Source organism: Rhizobium sp. P2_G2 (assembly GCF_056403555.1).
Genome location: NZ_JBFUFF010000115.1, coordinates 1 through 17201, shown reverse-complemented (window position 1 = coordinate 17201; position 17201 = coordinate 1). Strand labels below are relative to the sequence as shown.

Genomic DNA, 17201 nt, shown 5'->3' with positions numbered 1-17201 from the left:
CAACAAGACCATGCTAGGCAAGGCTCTGCGCGCCGCGGCCCATGATGCGCCGATCGCCTCGGCCTTCGGCGTCAATTCGACGCGTGTCGCCTACGTTCTCGCAGGCCTTTGTTCGGCCTCGGCCGGCGTCGCCGGCGTCTTCATCGCGTTGATTTTCACTCTCGCGCCATCGCAGATCGAGGCATGGATCGGCGTCGTCTTCGCGGTCGCGATCATCGGAGGGCTTGGCAATCCCATCGGTGCGATTGGTGCCGGCGTCCTTGTCGGATTGGCCGAGTCGATGACGATGGCGGTGATGAACCCTGCCTGGGCCCCACTGGTCGCCTTCAGCATCCTCATCGTCATCCTCTTGCGGAGGCCCGCCCTATGATCAAGAAGTCTTCCGTCACGGTGGTCCTTCCGCTGGTCGCGCTTGCCGCCTTGCCTTATCTCGGTGTGGCCGACTATTATCTTTCCTATCTTTACATCGTCTTCTTCTGGATGACGCTGGCGACGAGCTGGGGAATCCTGAGCGGCTACACCGGTTACTGGAGTTTCGGGCATGCGGCGTTCTTCGGTGCTGGCGTCTACACGACTGCCACGCTGGCCAGTTGGTACAACGTACCTTTTCTGTTGACGCTGCCCGCGGCAGCTTTGGTTGCTGCGACGCTTGCGCTCCTGGTCGGGTTGGTGGTGTTCCGCTCCCGATCGCTTCGGGGGGAGTTTTTTGCACTCCTGACGCTTTCCGTGACCTTCGTGGTTGCCGCCATTATCTCGAACACGGCGATCGATTCCGGGACCGGCGTCTTCCTGAGCGGTGTTGCAATCCCGATGATCGGGACGACGACGTCAGGTTCTCTTTATCTTCTTGGTCTTGCGGCGGCTGGAACGTCCCTAGGAGTGTCCCGCATCATCTTCCGAAGCCGTTTCGGCCAGGGACTTCTGGCGATTCACGATGACGAGGACGTTGCGGAGGTGAAGGGCGTGCCAACCTTTCGCTACAAGCTCATCTCCTTCACAATCTCTTCGGCGCTCGCGGGCATGATGGGCGGTATCCATGCCGTCTATGTCGGCTATGTGACTGTCGGTGAGACCTTTGCCATCACGGTCCCCCTTTATGTTGTTCTGATGAGCATCCTCGGTGGGGCGCGCCACTGGGCGGGGCCGGCGGTCGGCGCTGTTATCATCACCGTTCTTCAGAGCGCCGTCGTCAGCGGATCACATGCGGAACTTGGCCGTGCAGGCGTGGCTTTCGCCCTGATCGTCGTGATTCTAACATTGCCGTCGGGAATTGTTCCCGGGCTGCTTCGCAAGCTGAAGGAGCGCAATGCAAAACGGCAGGATGGTGTCGACGTCAACGCAGCAGACCTCGGCAAAGTGATGGCGCTCCCAGGGAAGCCAAACGGCCAGCCGGAGCGGATTCTCCTGGAATGCAAGGACGTGTCGAAGTCCTTTGGCGGCATACGGGCACTCAATGGGGTCACGCTAGATGTGAAGGAAGGTGAGATCCTGGCGCTCGTCGGGCCGAATGGATCGGGCAAGTCCACACTCATCAACATGATCAGCGGCCATTACCCCTTGAGTGGCGGCTCCATCATGCTGAATGAAGAATCGGTCGATGGCCTTTCGCCCCACCGGATCGCGGAGATGGGCATTGCCAGGACTTACCAGATTCCGAGACTGTTCAACAATCTTACTGTCCTTCAAAATGTACAGCTCTGCGCCGAATTCGGAAATACGCCGGATTCGTCTGCCGGGCACGCAGAACTGATATCGCGCAAGTGCTTGGCATTCACGGGACTGACCGCGAAAGCCAACCTTTTGCCCGAGGCGCTGAACCTTCACGATCGAAAATTCGTCGAGTTTGCGCGGGCGCTTGCGGCGCGGCCACGCCTGCTGTTGCTCGACGAGGTATTGTGCGGCCTCAATCCGACGGAAGTTGATCACGCTGTGGAGATGATCAAAAGGATCAGGCAGGCCGGCACGACCGTCGTCTTCATCGAGCATCTGATGCGAGCAGTTGTCGCCTTGGCCGATCGGGTTGCGGTCCTGGATCAGGGCAAACTGCTCGCACTCGGCAATCCTGCCGAAACCATGCGTAACCCCGAAGTTATCGGCGTTTATCTGGGAGCGGGACATGTTGCTTGAAGTCAAGGATATTGAAGTCGGTTACGGCGATGCGACGGCGCTCTGGGACGCCTCGATCGAGATCGGCTCGAACCAAATCGTTTCTGTGGTAGGACCGAATGGCGCCGGCAAAAGTACGCTTGTGAACGCCATTGCCGGGATTCTGCGTCCCCGCAAAGGGGGCATCCTGATCGACGGCACAGATGTTTCGCGCGTTCCCGGTCATCGCGTCYGCGACTATGGCATCGCCGTGGTGCCGGAGGGACGGCGGCTGTTTACGCAAATGAGCGTAATCGACAATCTGCTTTTGGGCGGTTACCGAAGAGCGGCCCGTGCCGAACGCAGTCAAGGGCTCGAAGAGGTCTTCTCGCTGTTTCCGATCCTCAAAGATCGGCAGGATCAGATTTCCGGCTCACTCTCCGGCGGCCAGCAGCAAATGGTGGCCATCGCGCGCGGGCTGATGGCGAAGCCTCGAGTGCTTCTGATGGACGAGCCGTCGCTCGGCCTTTCGCCGGTGATTGTCGAGGAAATGTTCGGCATCATCGGCATGATCAACAAGCGCGGCGTCTCCGTCCTGCTGGTCGAGCAGAATGTCAACAAGGCGCTCGAAATCGCACACCACGCCTATGTCATCGAACAGGGCCGCGTCGTCGCCTCCGGCAAACCCGACATCCTCATCAGCGATCCACGCATCAGGGAGGCCTATCTTGGCATCTGACAACCAGGACCTCCGGGTGGCGGCGCAAATGCGTCGCGTCGTCACAGGCACTGATGCTTCGGGACGCGCGGTAATCGCGCTCGACGCTCCTCCGCCTCGTACCGACGTCTTCAGCACCATTCCGGGTCTCGTCTCGCGCATGATCTGGGCGACCACGGCCGAAAGTTCGCTTCCCGTTGACGGCAAGGACCCGACGCCGGCAGTAACGAGCTTTGTACCTTCACCAGGCGGAACGCGAATGTTGGTGCTGACCTTCCCGCCCGACACGGTATTCCAGTCTCCCGATTTCGATCCTCAAGCCGCCGCAGCGGAAAACCTCAAGGTGAGCCCTGGACTCGCCGAGCGCTTCGAGCCGGATGGCAAACACACGACCCCCACGATTGACTACGGGATCGTCCTCGATGGCGAAATCTGGCTCGAGCTCGAAGACGGCATCGAAACGTGTCTTAAGCCGTTCGATACTTTCGTCCAGAACGCGACCCGGCATGCCTGGCGCAACAAAAGCGACCGGCCGGCGACGTTCGCCGTGGTCTTGGTCGGCGTTGCAGCCAGCAACGAGGCCGTAGCGTGACCGACAACTTCTCTCCAAACCGGATGTACAGGATATGAGCGACACAACCATCCAAAAAATTCAAGGGCGCCGCGTCTGGGACTCACGCGGTCGACCGACAGTCGAAGTCGAGGTCAGGCTTGCTTGCGGTTCACTCGGAAGGGCGATCGCTCCTGCAGGAGCTTCCACAGGCAGCGGCGAGGCGCTCGACCTGCGCGACGGCGGAACAACCCTCTTGGGCATGGGCATCAGTCGCGCCCTCAGCGCTGTGAATGGCGAGATTGCCGAACATCTCAAGGGAAAGGATGCCCAGGATCAGGCGGAAATCGACCACGCTCTGATCGCACTTGACGGAACCCCCAACCGCAGCCGGCTGGGTGGCAACGCATCGGTCGCCACGTCAATGGCCGTACTGCACGCCGCCGCCGCCGCCAATGGCGAACCTCTTTGGAAATATCTCGCCGGTGCAGGCAAGGTTCGCATTCCGCTTCCGGAAATCCAGATTTTCGGGGGAGGCGCACATGCCGCGCGACGGGTGGATGTGCAGGACTTTATGATCATGTGCCCTTCGGCGAGCAGTTTTTCGGAGGCGCTGGAATGGACGGCGGAGGTCTATCATGCCGCCGGAAATCTGATGAAGAAGGCCGGCAAGTTGCAGGGCGTGGCCGACGAGGGCGGATATTGGCCGGCCTTCGCCAACAATGAGGAAGCCCTGGACACGCTCGTGCGAGCGATTGAAGGCGCTGGCCTGAAGCCTGGCAGCCAAGTGGTCATCTCGCTCGATATTGCCGCGTCTGAATTCGGCAAAAATGGCCGATATGCGCTTGCACTGGAGGATCGCAGCCTCGACACAGGTCAGATGATCGACATGCTCGGCCGTTGGCTGGAGGCCTATCCCATCGTTTCGATCGAGGACCCCCTGGCGGAGGATGACGAGGAGGGCTTTCGCGCATTTACGGAGCGGTTCGGCGAGCGATGCCAGATCATCGGCGACGATTTCCTTGTTACCAGCGCTCGCCGTGTGGCGGCAGCCGCGCAGGGCAGAAGTGCCAATGCAGTACTGATCAAACCCAACCAGGCAGGTACGATCACCGAAACTTATGACGCGTTTGAGACCGGCAGGCGGGCAGGATTCGGCACCATCGTGTCAGCACGCTCCGGCGAAACCGAGGATGTGACAATCGCACATTTGGCAGTTGGTTGGGACGCTGGACAGCTCAAGGTGGGTTCGTTTTCGCGATCCGAACGCATGGCAAAGTGGAACGAGGTTTTGCGCATCGAGGAGTCCCTTCATGGGGTGGCCGAATTTGCGGGGTGGTCTGGACTCGGACCGACACCCGAAACCATAAAGAGGTCCGTGGCATAGTTTGATGCGCAAACGTTAGCCCAAACGTGCCGGAATTATGCCGCGATGGAACTATCAAAGCAGTGGAAATAACTTGACAGTCAGAGTCATCCGCCTGATGCTAACGTTAGCAAAGGAAACGACATGCTTCCAGAAGTCGATCTGAAACCTCCGTTCAACATTACCCGCTTCAGCCATGTCGTGCTCGACGTGGAGGATGTCGAAAGAAGCCGGGAATTCTATATCAATGTCGCGGGGCTGGTGGAAAGCAGTTTCGAGGATGGCGTGTCTTATCTCCGGGGCCTTGCGGAGGCATGTCACCACAGCCTTGTGCTTGCCCCGGCCGACGGCAAGCCTGCCTGCAAGCGCATCGGATACCGTGTCTTCCTGGAGGAGGATCTTGAGGCTGCAGCAGCTTTCTTCCAGGCAAGGGGACTTCCAGCCGAATGGATCGAGGTTCCCCATCAGGGGCGCACGCTGCTCGTCAGCGATCCGGATGGGACGCGCATCGAGTTATGCGCGAGGATGGATGTTTGCCCCCGATTGTTCCTTGAGGTGCACAAACACCGCGGTGCCCGCGCACAGGGTCTCGATCACTGCCAGCTCATTGTCCCCGATCCCTTGGCGCTCAGCGGGTTCTATGCGGATCTCGGTTTCCGCACCTCGGAGTATATCGCCGCCGGCGACACGCTGCTTGCGAATTTCATGTATCGTAAGGGCGTGTGCCTCGATCTCGCGCTGGTTCCGGGCGCAGGGCCTCGTCTGCATCATTTCGCTTTCATCGTGCCTGAGAGCAGCGACATCATTGCTGCCTGTGATTTTGCCAGCCGGCACGGCTATGCAGCGAGCGTCGAGCGTGGTCCAGGCCGGCATGGGCCTTCGGGAGTATTGTTCGTCTACCTGCGCGACCCCGACGGCCACCGGGTAGAATTCTTCAACAATCACTACACGACTATCGACATCGAACTCGAGCCGATCCGCTGGGAAGCTGCTTCGCTCAGCACAAACGTTCATTGGGGGCTGCCGGCGCCGGCGAAGTGGTACTTCGAGGCCAGCGACTTTGCAGGCGTTCCCCTTCGAGAACCCGCAGTCCTGCCAGACCCGATGACGCTCGAGAAATATGTCCAGGCACTTTTGTCCAGATAACCAGAGGAAGATCCATGGCGCGTGTCCGCTACATTCCCACGTCCGAAATCAAGAACGACAACCCGGCACTGTCCGAACGCCTGCAGCGGGAGAGAAAGGTGCCCACTGCAAATCTCTTTCTGGCGCTCGCCAACGCGCCCTCCATCCTGGATGCGTTTCTGACTTATGCCAATTCGATCCGCGCATCAGGGCTCAGCCCGAAGCTCCGGGAACTGGCCATCCTGACCGTTGGCCATTGCACGAAGTCGGAATACGAGATCGCCCATCATCACTCGCACGGGTTGAAGGCCGGGATCAGCGAGGCGCAGTTCGCTGCCATACCCGTTTTTGAGACTTCCGATCTCTTCAACGACGAAGAGCGTGCAGTCATGGCCTTTGCGAAGGACTCGACGCTGAACGTCGACGTCGACCAGCGCATCTGGGATCGGGCGGCGGCCTTGCTGTCCGAAAAGGAGATGGTCGAGCTCGCCATGAACGTCGCTTGGTACAATTCGGGCGTTCGGATCATGGGTGCGCTGAAAATCGATCTGGAGGAAGGCTACCACTGATCCATCGCGCGATCGGCGGACCTTGCGATCACTGTCTGTACAAAGGGAGGAACAGATGACTGAGAACAGTTTTGCGTTGAGCCGGAGGACGCTGCTTGCGTCCGCGACACTTTTCGCCTTGTCGGGCCGAATGCCGGCATGGGCACAAGACGCTCCGATTCGCGTTGGCGGCACCCTGCCACTGACCGGGCCGCTCGCGGGCGTTGGCGCGATCCACAAGTTGGCCGCCGAAGTGTTCGTGGACCAGGTGAACGCCCGCGGCGGCATCCTTGGGAGAAAACTGGAGTATGTCCTGCTGGACGATCAATCGCAGCCCGCGAACGCGCGCACGCTCTACGAGCGCCTGGTGACTGCCGACAATGTCGATCTGTTGATGGGCCCTTACGGCACCTCGTCGATCATTGCCGCAATGGGTGTGGCGCAGCGTTACAGCAAGCTGCTCGTCCAAAGCAGTCTGGGCGACCCAAGCCTCGCTCCCTATGACATGCAGTTTCCGGCCCTGCCGATTGGCGTCGAGCCGCAGAGGACCGACACGGAGGTTCTGCTCGATGCCTATGCCAGCACTTCTGCTCCACCCAAGACGATTGCGTTCGTCACCAGCAAGTTCCCCTCGGCGTTGACAATCGCCAAGGGCGGGCAGGAGGTAGCAGCCGAACGAGGCCTGGAGAAAGTGCTCTCGCTGGAATACGAGTTCGGCACCAAAGACTTCGGCGCAATTGCCAACCGGATCAAGGCTGCGGACCCGGATATCCTCTGGTCTGGGGCTGTCGGCATGGAAGCGGTGCAGCTGCTGGATGCGATGGCTCGCATCGAATACAAGCCGAAGCGACACTTCTATCTGTTCCCGGCGCCCGGACCCACCGCCGCTCACCCGCACTCCGAGGGGCTGACGACATTGACTTGGTTCGAGGAGCACGAACCTTTCCTTGCCAATGCCGGGGCGGCAGGCTTTGTCGCTGCCTACAACGACCGCGCCAAGACCGCCGGCTTTCCCTATGCCCATGCAGAATATCAGGCGGCGGCTGAGTATGCGGCTTGGCAAATTCTGTCCGCAGCCGCTGCGGGCGCCGGCAAGCTTGACGATGCGGCGATGGCCGAATGGCTTCGGGCGAATACGGTTCAAACCGTGCTCGGACCGCGCGACTTTCAAGGCAAGTTCAACGCCGGGAAGGCGTCCACGAAATTGAAGCAGGTTCAGGATCATCAGTGGGTAACGGTATGGCCGGCCGACCTTCGGCCTTCAGGGGCGCCGTTTATTGTTCCCTAAGGCGCGGTATCCGGCTGTCCGTGCATGGCCTGGCCGTTCGAAACCAACTGATATCAGAAAGAAGATCAAGACGGGGCGGGGCGACGGAAGCGTCGCGTGGTGCCCCAACCGGAGTGAAATATCATGGAAAAGACAATGATCGCCGCCCGGCTGCATGCCCTCCACCAGCCCATGTCGTTGGATGAAATTCCAGTTCCCAAGCCAAGGCCGACCGACGTCCTGGTGGAAGTCAAGGCCTGCGGCATCGTGCCGAACATGGCCAATGTCATCAACAACTGGCCGAGCTGGTTCCCACACCAACCGATACCCAAGTTCCCCGCCATATTCGGGCTCGACCCGGCAGGCGTGGTGGCGGAAGTGGGTGAGGCCGTCATCAACGTCAAACCCGGTGACCGGGTCTACGTCAGCCCGTTGCGCTCCTGCGGTTCGTGCAAGGCCTGTCGATCCGGAAGCCGCAGCCACTGCAGATATTTTACGCTGAACGGTTATTTCAGCACCAGCCGGGATGGTCAGCGCATCTTCGATCTCTACCCCTACGGGGGCTTCAGCCAATATATGACGGCGCCCGAATACGCGCTGGTCAACCTGCCGGACAATTTGACTTTCCAGCAGGCCGGCCGCTTTGGCTATCTGGGCACATCCTATGGTGCATTGAAAAACGCCAATGCCGGACCGGGGCAGGTTGCGCTCATCGATGGCATTACCGGCACGCTCGGTGTCGCTTCCACTGTGCTCGGCCTCGCGATGGGTGTCTCCCGAATTCTCGGAACAGGTCGAAACGAGGAACTGCTGCAGCGCGTCAAAGCACTTGCGCCTGATCGCATCGAAATCATGTCACTTGGAGAAAAATCCTCTGGCGAGTGGGCGAAGTCTTTGACCGGTGGCGAGGGCGTCGATTTTGTCATCAGCGCGCTGGGTGCCAGGGCACCTGCCGCGACCATGGTGGACTCCATGAAGGGCGTGCGCCGGGGCGGCCGGGTCGTCAACGTTGGCGGCGTGGCCGAAGACCTGCCGATCGACGTGAAATGGCTTATGGACGAGCAGGTCCAACTGATCGGATCGAACTGGTTCACGGCTGCGCAGGGCCAGGAGATGGCTGAGATGGTCCGCGCGGGAGCTCTCGACCTCTCCTATCTCGAACACAAGATCTTCCCGCTCGAAAGGGTCAACGAGGCAATTTCCGGCCTGACCGATCGCGACGGGGGGTTCAGCAACTACGTCGTCGAGCCGCCGGCCGCGTCCTAGCGAGGGTCAATTGAAATCGAGGGCGGCGCGCCGGTTCCGGCCTCAGGTCTTTTAATGACCGGCAAATAAGGAACAGACAATGCCCACAGAGAGAGATATCGTCGTTCTCGTTGGAAGCTTACGCAAGGCATCTATCAATTTGCGGCTCGCGAAAGTGCTGCAGGCAATCGCGCCGGCGGGGCTCCAGCTTGACATACTTCCCATCGGCGATCTGCCCCTCTACAATCAGGATCTCGACACCGAGACGCCACCGTCGACTTGGGCGGCCTTTCGCGACAGGGTAGGCCGCTCCGATGCAGTACTTTTCGTGACGCCGGAGTACAACCGTTCACTGCCCGCCGCCCTCAAGAACGCGCTGGAGGTGGGATCGAGACCGTACGGGAAAAGCGTGTGGGAAAACAAGCCAGGCGCCGTTACGGGCGCTTCACCGGGCCTGCTGGGCGGGTCTGCCGCAGCGCTCCACCTCCGTCAGGTCTTGGTCAACGTCAATGTCGCCGTGCTCCCCCAGCCCGAGGTTTATCTCAGCGGTGCCGACAAACTGATCGACGAGGCTGGTTCTCTTTCCAACGACGGGACCAAAACGTTCCTCGGGAGCTTTCTGAACGCGTTCGGGGCCTGGATCGAGAAGCTGGCCTGAGCGGGCGCCGCAATGGCGGCACCGATTCGGTGGCATGAGCCCCGATTCTCGTTTTCTTCAAACATCGGAAATCCAAAAGGCGCGACAGGGGCGTGTCGCCTCTTCGCGCTTTTCTTGCAGCCTTCCACACTCTTTAGAACTCGACGCGAAGCGACCTTCGGGTGGCATCTCGGATGCCGCATCACCGGCACCGGTTCTATCGTTCAGTCGGGGGGGCTCGCATTGAACCAAGCGTTCGCCACTTCCGTCAGTGTCAGGGCAGGATTTCGGATCAAGGGGACGGCGCAGGCGCGAACGGACTCTCGCTGGTCGTCGCGGGTCACATACTCGACCGGCGATTTCCCATCGATCCTTGCCAGGAAGAGGCCAGGCAAGAGAGCGGCCGCGCGTGCCTCGATCGCGCTTCTTGGCTCCCACGTGACTTTTTGCAGATAAGCAGAACTGAGGGCGTCGAAGGCGGCGCGCAGTTCAGAAGCCTTCTGGGGCACTGCCAAGCGCTTGAGGAGCAGATGGTTGAGGCAGAAGGCGAGATCAAAGGCTGGATCGCCGAACCAGGCGCACTCGGCATCGAGAAAAACCGGTCCGTCGGCGCCGACGAGAATGTTCTTTKGACTGACGTCGCCATGCACAAGCGCAAGCCTCGTTGCCGCCGTCCGCTCCGCCAATCGACGCAACTGCTGCCCGACCTCCGGATGCACCTGGGCCGTGGCAAGCAAATACGGCTCCAGCCGAAGCGCATGGAAGTTGTCGCCGGAGTCGAAAAGGGCAGGGAGAGCCGGCTCCAACGTGCTTGCGGCGTGTATTCGGGCTGTTGCGCGGCCGACGGCGGCCGCTGTGGCGACATCGACTTGCCCGTTGAGGAGTTGCGCTTTCCAAAGGGGATGGTCGTCGGCGGAGAGGAAGGCCATTGCGAAGAGCCCCGACAGCGGATCGTGCGCCAGGGGCATGGGAGCGTAGCTCGGGAAACGTTTTGCGACGAAGCTGATCCACCCCCATTCGAAGGAACTGCGCGAAACCGGTGCCTGCCAGTCGGCGGCTACCTTCAACTTCGGCAAGGCGCGCTTGACGCAAAGCGTGCGCCCGGGAAGGTCGACCCGATAGATATCGGAGGATACCCCGCCGGTCAGCGGTCGGTAGTCGGCCTCTTCGGCTGCTGAACGCAGCCGGTTTTTTAACAGGAAGTCGTCAAATAGCGACGCGTCGGTCAAAAGATCCTCCATAGATCTTGGCAGTTGGACCGCGGCTAGAGCGCCGGCCGATTCCGAGGCTGCTCTGGAGCACCGCCAGAGAGTACGCGGACAACCTCCTCGGCGGCGCGACGGCGCAGCTCGATCAAAGATGCGTCGGAGGAAAAGGCAACATGAGGCGTGATCATGGCTCCAGGATGAGCGAGGAGCTGCGGGGGCACTTCCGGCTCGGATTCGAGGACGTCGAGTCCCACGCCGCCGAGTTGGCCGCTCTCCAGTGCCTCAATCACTGCCTGCGTGTCGACCACTGCGCCCCTGCTGACATTAATGAGAAGGCTACCCCGGCGAACTCTGGAAAGGGCCTTTCGGCTGATGAGGTGCTGTGTGTCGGGGGTGAGCGGCGCATGCACCACGAGGATATCGCTGCCGGCTAGCAGCTCATCCATAGATACCATGCGGATGCGCGGAGACCCATCCGCCGATGCATGGGGATCATGGACGACCACCGTGCAGCCCAAGGCAGCCATCTTGGTCGCCGTTGCTCGTCCGATACGACCGTAGCCAATAATACCGCAGGTCAGCTCAGACATGCGGCGCAAGCGTGCGCTTGCCGGATCCCAGTGCCCGTTACGCACCTCACGATCGAAATGGATAAGGCCACGCGTCCAGCACAGGGCAAAGCCAACGGCATGATCGGAGACCTCGGCCACGCAATAGTCCGGGACGTTGGTGACCCAGATGCCGCGTGCCGTGGCGGCATCGACCGCAATATTGTCGAGCCCGACGCCCAGGCGGGCAACAATCTTGAGAGCCGATACCGCCTCGATGGTGGCTGTTGAAACTTGCGCCCAGCATGTCAATATGCCCGAGGGTTGATGCTCTTTTGCAAGCGCCTCGATATGTTCGGCGGGCGCGGGATTGGCCGGCCCGCTTATGAGACGATAGCCAGCCCCCTCGATCACCGCCCGCTCTATGCGGTCGTCCGGCCAGGCATAATCGGTGAGCAATACGGTTTGCGTCATTTCCTCCCCCGTCGTCTTCGATATCAGCGACAATTGTGCTAACGTTAGCGCAATGGGCGCACTCGGTCAAGTATCTGACTAACCTTCGCCCGGGGATGAAAACGAATGGTCTTGATGCATTAATGGATCGTAACTTCTGCGGGCGGAGACCGTTGAAGTGCCACCGTATTGTGCTATCGTTTGCCGTTGAGTCTATATAGGTGTGAGTATGGTTACGATAAAGGATCTGGCGTCAGTGCTGAACGTGTCGCCCTCGACAGTCGGGCGTGCACTCGCCGGCGACAGGCGAATTAGCGACGAGATGAAGCTGAAGGTACAGCACGCGGCCGACGAGGCGGGCTATGTCGCAAATCGCGCGGCACGAATGATGCGCGGAGTGTCGAGCAATCTCGTGGGTCTGATCGTTCCGGATATCCGCAACAGCTTCTACTCGACCATCGCGCACGCACTCTCTCGCTGTCTGATATCCGCAAACTACCAGCTGACATTGTGCGAGACCGACGACGACAAGGTGCTTGAACTGCAACATATCCGTGAGCTGACAAGTGTTAACGTGGCGGGCATCATTCTCGTCCCGAGCGCGAAGCCACTCCCGGAGGCGGCGCGGCTCCTGAAGATGACGCCGCACATTCAGCTGCTGCGCAAGCACGCTTCGCTCGGAGAGCAATGGTTCGGGATTGACGATTCCAAGGCAATATTGGAGGCGACAAGACACGTTCTCGAACTCGGTCACAGGCGCATAGCCTATATCGGCGGCACAGGCGATCTTCCAACCGGCATGGCGCGAATCCAGGGATTCCGCGACGCAATTGCAGCCGTCAAAGAAGAGGTCGACCGGACGGAAGAACTGGGTCCACCCTCGTCAATGGAATTCGGTCGTGAGGCGGTACGTCGACTGCTCGAGAGACCAAGGCCGCCGACGGCGCTCGTCATTGGGGCGGTGCCGAATACGCTTGGCGCCATAGACGAACTCTATCGACTGGGCGTACAGGTGCCCTCGCAGCTCTCGGTCGTAGGTTTTGGTGATGAACTTGGCTATCGCTGGTGGGGACCTGGCCTGACGACGGTCCGGTTGCCTGTCTCGGAATTGGCGACGGCCTGCGGCCTATGGTTCCTGCACCAGCTGCAGAACAAGGGGCAGATCAGCGCGCCCTATAGCTCCATCTCCCCACCCGACCTGCTCGTCCGGAACAGCGCTGCGGCTCCTCCTTCTGCCTGATGGCTCAGCCACTGTTCCGTAAGCCGACGGCAAGTCAGTCGATCGTGAGATGCCGCCCTTTGACGCTTTTGCTACGGCGGAAGCTCACGTGATGCGCGACAGCCAGGGAATAATAAAGCCTTTCCTTGGCGAAGAAATATCGTCTCTCGTCATGGTTGTGAAATAATGCTGAGGTAACATGTCAAATTACGCCATCAACTTGTTTACAAGGTGTGTGGTATCAAGGGAGATGAGAAAGATATCGCTGGAGATATTATAACTATTTATAAGATGGCGAAGTTTGCTTTGCCAATAACGCGGCCGATTCAACATTCACAAACGCAGAGACAGTAATATACACTTGGACCAGCAGCGGCGGCCTCTCAAGGATTTCCACGCCCATCCTCTCGCACAACCAACGACAGATCGAAAAGTCTGGCATTATTCCATTCCACGTGTATAAATTAGCAGCAACCGGAGATTTTGATGTCATGAGCCTTCGCATCATAGCGCCGCCGAGAAAGCAAGATCGCACCATTGAACGAAAAACGGACAGAGGCGATCATCCGCAAGATCAGCCACAAAGTGACGCGTGGGCTTCTCGACTTGCCAAATTAATACCCGCGGAAGCTTTAGGTCTTTATGGAGCAGGACAAGCGCTAATTCCCCCAGGTCGAGTGGATGCACTGTGGTTCCTAGCCACTGTCTGTTTGGTATTTGCAGGCATCCTTCGGTGGCGCGCCACACAAGACGCGAATCGTAAGCCACAGTACAAGGCGGTTGCGATTTCACTGGCATCCTTCGCGCTCTGGGTCGCTGCGATAAGACCTCCATCCGGGCCATTGGATTTAGGGGGAAACGCGTTTTTTGTCAGCCTACTCGCGCTCATATGGGGCACATTCATCCCGATAATTTATACAGGACAGTAGAACGCCAAATTTCTATTTCATCGGAAACGGATGTGAAACAGACAGATCTGGATCTCCGTATAAATTGTATAGAAGCCCCAGCGGGTTGTGGCATCTATCAAGCAATTCCCATTTTGCGTCGTGTAAAGACTCCCCGACAGTTCTGCCGGACAGCAGAGAGTCATAGAATATTTTCGAGAATGTAGCTGCAAATTGATTTGGCATAGGGGTTTGTGTCGCGATCAAACCCAAATGTCGCGTAATAGAAAACAGCGTTTCATAGCTTGTAATGTCATCCGGAGAAGTAACATTGCTACTACAAGCGTTCATGAAAATTAACGGAAGCGCGCGTGAATTATTTGATAGCTCATCGCCATGAAATCGTACCAGGCAGGACTGCAAATCTCCCATCGATATATGATATTCGGCTCCATTAAGTCCCTTTAGGGAAACGATATGTTCGCCATCTACATGCGCGCAATGGCAGCTGAAGTGTTGTATTTGATCCGGGTGAGATTGTTTCCGTCCGTCAAAGCTCCTGTCAGGAACCATCAAATAGCTAGCTAGCTTCTTGGCAATGTCTTCCGATGAAATATCGGGTGTCTCATTGAAGGTCTTGTTTGCGCGTTTTCTTTTAAGGGGAGTAAGTGACCCAATCACTTGCCGCCACAATGAAACTTTATTGTTATTAAATGGCCAAGGCCCGTCGAGTCGAATTTTGTTCGCGTTCTCTGCAAAATATGCGCGCTCATCATCGGGTATGCTGAGATCGCTATGCTGAAATAGTTTGATTGGCAGAAGAGGCGTCGAATTTAAGGTTCTGGATTGATATAGATTTTTCGGAAACTCAGGTATTCTGCGAATAATCGCTGTCATACCCAAGATTGCGCGCGCAGCGTTTTTTAACTCGCTTGGTGTCGGGGCGGCCGAAAATTTCGGATCAGAAAAGCTAAGGAGCGGGAGTACTTCAAGTGGGAGAAACATTCGAGGAGCATGAATTTCGACAAGTGGCGGCGAAGTACGGCCTGGGTCGATCAACAGCGCGTTCCCAAGTTGATCCACAAACAGGTTTGATAAAGGAACCACATCGCCACCAGCGATCAAAAATAAATAGTCCGCACCCAGATTTATGATTGACTGAATGAACTGCTGAGCCTGCTCTATACTACATTGGCAAGCTGCTGAGCCGAGCTGGTGACGTATTTCTCTAATCTTTTTAAAGTATTTCCGCCGGAAGTTTGAGATCTCATCGACACTTGCTGGCGATTTTATATCCAAAACACCACGATCAAGCGATCTAAACGTTAGATGATAATTTGTGTCAAATCGACCCTCAATATGTACGGCTGCAGCTTGCATTTGTGAAACTCTGATTAGGGGCTGTCGAGCACGGCTCAATGAATCTAAGCGTGGTGGTCTAGGTGCACAACCTGGACAAGGCGATTGTTTTGAGAAACCTGCAACCAAATCTCGAATTCATCGTCATTGTCACTGCGGTCTGCATAAATCTCAAATCGATCTGAATTTCCCTTCGCGGGCACTAAGGCTGGAACAATTTGTACGGCTGAAGACGAATAGCCAACTCGCAATTGAAGCTCAAAATTTATCCATTGGGATTTCTTTCCTCACACTTCTATTCGCGCGATCGCACCAAATTCTGGATATGTCTCACGGAATTGGACATAGAAAGCTACTCGAGTCCTATCTTCAGTTTCTCTTCTGCGTACTTGGATATAGCCTTTGTACTCAGAGAGTGTAGGAGGAGAAAGAGCTGCGACCACTGCGGTCTCAATCCTCTCCTCCAAAGCGCTCAAGCGGCTCGAAGGCAACTCCGAGTCGGCACTCAACATTTTCGGGGCGATACTAGTTGAAAAGCTTTCCAATATACCTTTTAGGCGACTGAAAATTATGTCAGAGGTTGCGATATCAACGAATGTTTTCAGACTGGTATTTTGAGCGTCTGTAGTGGAACCTTCGGCGGGACTGGGGTTTCGGTCGTGTGGCTCGATTACGCTCCGATATTGCCCATCGAAAATAATGCGTTTCACGACCTCTGTTGTCTCAGTCGCGTGCTCGGTTGCCTGCTCGGTTGCCCGCTGTAAGTCGAACACGGTCCGAATACCAATCTCTTGGAGTTGAAGGAATTTCTCTTTGCGCACGATCGTGGCGAGTTGCGCTTGCCCGACTAGGTCTAGCACCTGATAAATACCAAGTGTCGTCTCGACAAATATCACGATGGGGTTCGCGGCCGCGAGAGCCTCGACTGAGCGAATATACTTTGAATGTAATAGACTCGCGGTGTAGAAGTCGATTCCATCAATCATTTGGAGTGGCATGTTTCTATCGTGTGTTTCCCAGTGAGGCTCACTATCCTGAATTAGCCGTTTTACTCTGCGGCGTATAACCGGCGGAATTATTGCTCCATGAAGGCCGACAGCAATTGAAAAAATTGCAAGAATAATGGACGAAAATTGCCAGGCAGTAGTAAATATTAACGCTGGAAATATTATGTAAGAACAAATCACTGAGACTAGAAGATCCAAGCTTCCGCTGGAGAAGTGTATCGGGCTAAGGTCCAGATTTCTTGCGTGCACCGAGAGACGATAAATCGTGTAAAGATATGAAGTTGCGAACGCGATCGCGTAGAATCGGGCGGCTGATAGCTGAATTGTGTTATCAGAATTACTTCCACCGAGCGCCCCGAGGAAGAAATTTGATTGAAGAAACATATCGGGGTGCAGTGAAAGATATACGGCGACGGTGAGGAATGCTGTTGTGAGAGATATAAAGATCAAAATCGAGATGAATTCAAAGACGACATTTTGAATGCGGGTAGATAGGGAAATTGCGGATCGTCCGGTCAGTCCATATTTATGTGCTACATATTCGCCCGTCGGTACTGATGCAAGTTCAGGTAATGATTCCAATAGGCTGCGTAAATGATCGCGGCTTCGCGTCCGAGCATAGCTGAGCGCGGCGCGCAGGCCCACAGGCATAAGAGATGCAAAGATGAAACTGAGCGCTCCTATTTGCAATAGGCTCATGTCGTTCTCCGACTCATGATTTGGATCGCGGAATTCTTTCAATATGTTCGTCGCAGCCTAGCTTATAGTTTTCCGAAGTAAATAGAAATTCCATGCTCTGCAACCTGTGAGGCCGATTATCCAGCTCGGTCAGGCGAATGGTCTCCGGCTGGAGGCCTGCCGGCTGATATGCCCAATGCTCGCTTTGGTGGGGGAGAAAGAGGCCCTGCCTCTCCCTCCCCGCCAAGCATAATCGACACGGCCGTGGCTCCGCGCTGCGCTTGTGAGCCCGCTCCACCCG

15 protein-coding genes are annotated in these 17201 nt (G+C 57.3%); 11 read left to right on the top strand and 4 right to left on the bottom strand.

Translation table 11 applies throughout. The annotated features are described in order from the left end of the window. The 10 genes from AC1D06_RS36865 to AC1D06_RS36820 form a co-directional block, all read left to right on the top strand. Window positions 1–370 (top strand): ABC transporter permease subunit (locus AC1D06_RS36865; RefSeq protein WP_477990622.1); only part of this gene is annotated, 370 nt, incomplete at its 5' end. Further along, window positions 367–2127, top strand: a complete 1761-nt coding sequence (locus AC1D06_RS36860) for a branched-chain amino acid ABC transporter ATP-binding protein/permease (RefSeq protein WP_477990621.1) — start codon at window positions 367–369, stop codon at window positions 2125–2127. The genes AC1D06_RS36865 and AC1D06_RS36860, both read left to right, overlap by 4 nt. Then, entirely contained in the window at window positions 2117–2824 is a 708-nt protein-coding gene (locus AC1D06_RS36855) for an ABC transporter ATP-binding protein (RefSeq protein WP_477990620.1), read from the top strand. The genes AC1D06_RS36860 and AC1D06_RS36855 overlap by 11 nt, the downstream gene beginning before the upstream one ends. Beyond that, complete coding sequence (locus AC1D06_RS36850) at window positions 2814–3395, top strand: cupin domain-containing protein (protein ID WP_477990619.1); 582 nt, start codon at window positions 2814–2816, stop codon at window positions 3393–3395. The genes AC1D06_RS36855 and AC1D06_RS36850 overlap by 11 nt, the downstream gene beginning before the upstream one ends. A 34-nt stretch (window positions 3396–3429) precedes the next feature. After that, the gene (gene eno / locus AC1D06_RS36845; RefSeq protein WP_477990618.1) at window positions 3430–4740 is read left to right on the top strand and encodes a phosphopyruvate hydratase; all 1311 of its coding nucleotides are present in this window, start codon (window positions 3430–3432) and stop codon (window positions 4738–4740) included. Between the two features lie 123 nt (window positions 4741–4863). Then, window positions 4864–5865, top strand: coding sequence for a VOC family protein (locus AC1D06_RS36840; protein WP_477990617.1), 1002 nt, complete (start codon window positions 4864–4866; stop codon window positions 5863–5865). Between the two features lie 14 nt (window positions 5866–5879). Next, on the top strand, window positions 5880–6413 hold the full coding sequence (locus tag AC1D06_RS36835; RefSeq protein WP_477990616.1) for a carboxymuconolactone decarboxylase family protein: 534 nt from the start codon (window positions 5880–5882) through the stop codon (window positions 6411–6413). Between the two features lie 55 nt (window positions 6414–6468). Next, window positions 6469–7680 carry an amino acid ABC transporter substrate-binding protein gene (locus AC1D06_RS36830; protein ID WP_477990615.1) on the top strand — a complete coding sequence of 404 codons (1212 nt, stop codon included), beginning with the start codon at window positions 6469–6471 and terminating at the stop codon, window positions 7678–7680. Window positions 7681–7815: 135 nt separating this feature from the next. Next, on the top strand, window positions 7816–8925 hold the full coding sequence (locus AC1D06_RS36825) for an alcohol dehydrogenase catalytic domain-containing protein (protein WP_477990614.1): 1110 nt from the start codon (window positions 7816–7818) through the stop codon (window positions 8923–8925). 79 nt (window positions 8926–9004) lie between these two features. Beyond that, window positions 9005–9562 (top strand): NADPH-dependent FMN reductase, encoded by a 558-nt coding sequence (locus AC1D06_RS36820; protein WP_477990613.1) that lies wholly within the window; start codon window positions 9005–9007, stop codon window positions 9560–9562. A gap of 203 nt (window positions 9563–9765) precedes the next feature. Here AC1D06_RS36820 and AC1D06_RS36815 read toward each other — a convergent pair whose 3' ends face one another. After that, complete coding sequence (locus tag AC1D06_RS36815; RefSeq protein WP_477990612.1) at window positions 9766–10770, bottom strand: phosphotransferase family protein; 1005 nt, start codon at window positions 10768–10770, stop codon at window positions 9766–9768. A 35-nt stretch (window positions 10771–10805) separates the two neighbouring features. Next, complete coding sequence (locus AC1D06_RS36810; protein WP_477990611.1) at window positions 10806–11771, bottom strand: C-terminal binding protein; 966 nt, start codon at window positions 11769–11771, stop codon at window positions 10806–10808. A 208-nt stretch (window positions 11772–11979) separates the two neighbouring features. Here AC1D06_RS36810 and AC1D06_RS36805 point away from each other — a divergent pair, with 208 nt between their 5' ends. Then, window positions 11980–12990 carry a LacI family DNA-binding transcriptional regulator gene (locus AC1D06_RS36805; protein WP_477990610.1) on the top strand — a complete coding sequence of 337 codons (1011 nt, stop codon included), beginning with the start codon at window positions 11980–11982 and terminating at the stop codon, window positions 12988–12990. Window positions 12991–13910: 920 nt separating this feature from the next. Here the strand turns inward: AC1D06_RS36805 and AC1D06_RS36800 are convergent. Next, a complete protein-coding gene (locus AC1D06_RS36800; protein WP_477990609.1) occupies window positions 13911–15236 on the bottom strand; it encodes a hypothetical protein in 1326 nt (441 codons plus the stop codon). A gap of 266 nt (window positions 15237–15502) precedes the next feature. Continuing rightward, complete coding sequence (locus AC1D06_RS36795) at window positions 15503–16921, bottom strand: hypothetical protein (RefSeq protein ID WP_477990608.1); 1419 nt, start codon at window positions 16919–16921, stop codon at window positions 15503–15505. Window positions 16922–17201: the final 280 nt, after the last annotated feature.

Excerpts from the sequence above, each read along its gene's own strand:
- AC1D06_RS36860 (WP_477990621.1), top strand. The coding sequence starts at position 367 with ATGATCAAGAAGTCTTCCGTCACGGTGGTCCTTCCGCTGGTCGCGCTT.
- eno (WP_477990618.1), top strand. The coding sequence starts at position 3,430 with ATGAGCGACACAACCATCCAAAAAATTCAAGGGCGCCGCGTCTGGGAC.
- AC1D06_RS36840 (WP_477990617.1), top strand. The coding sequence starts at position 4,864 with ATGCTTCCAGAAGTCGATCTGAAACCTCCGTTCAACATTACCCGCTTC.
- AC1D06_RS36835 (WP_477990616.1), top strand. The coding sequence starts at position 5,880 with ATGGCGCGTGTCCGCTACATTCCCACGTCCGAAATCAAGAACGACAAC.
- AC1D06_RS36830 (WP_477990615.1), top strand. The coding sequence starts at position 6,469 with ATGACTGAGAACAGTTTTGCGTTGAGCCGGAGGACGCTGCTTGCGTCC.
- AC1D06_RS36825 (WP_477990614.1), top strand. The coding sequence starts at position 7,816 with ATGATCGCCGCCCGGCTGCATGCCCTCCACCAGCCCATGTCGTTGGAT.
- AC1D06_RS36820 (WP_477990613.1), top strand. The coding sequence starts at position 9,005 with ATGCCCACAGAGAGAGATATCGTCGTTCTCGTTGGAAGCTTACGCAAG.
- AC1D06_RS36810 (WP_477990611.1), bottom strand. The coding sequence starts at position 11,771 with ATGACGCAAACCGTATTGCTCACCGATTATGCCTGGCCGGACGACCGC.
- AC1D06_RS36805 (WP_477990610.1), top strand. The coding sequence starts at position 11,980 with ATGGTTACGATAAAGGATCTGGCGTCAGTGCTGAACGTGTCGCCCTCG.
- AC1D06_RS36800 (WP_477990609.1), bottom strand. The coding sequence starts at position 15,236 with ATGCAAGCTGCAGCCGTACATATTGAGGGTCGATTTGACACAAATTAT.
- AC1D06_RS36795 (WP_477990608.1), bottom strand. The coding sequence starts at position 16,921 with ATGAGCCTATTGCAAATAGGAGCGCTCAGTTTCATCTTTGCATCTCTT.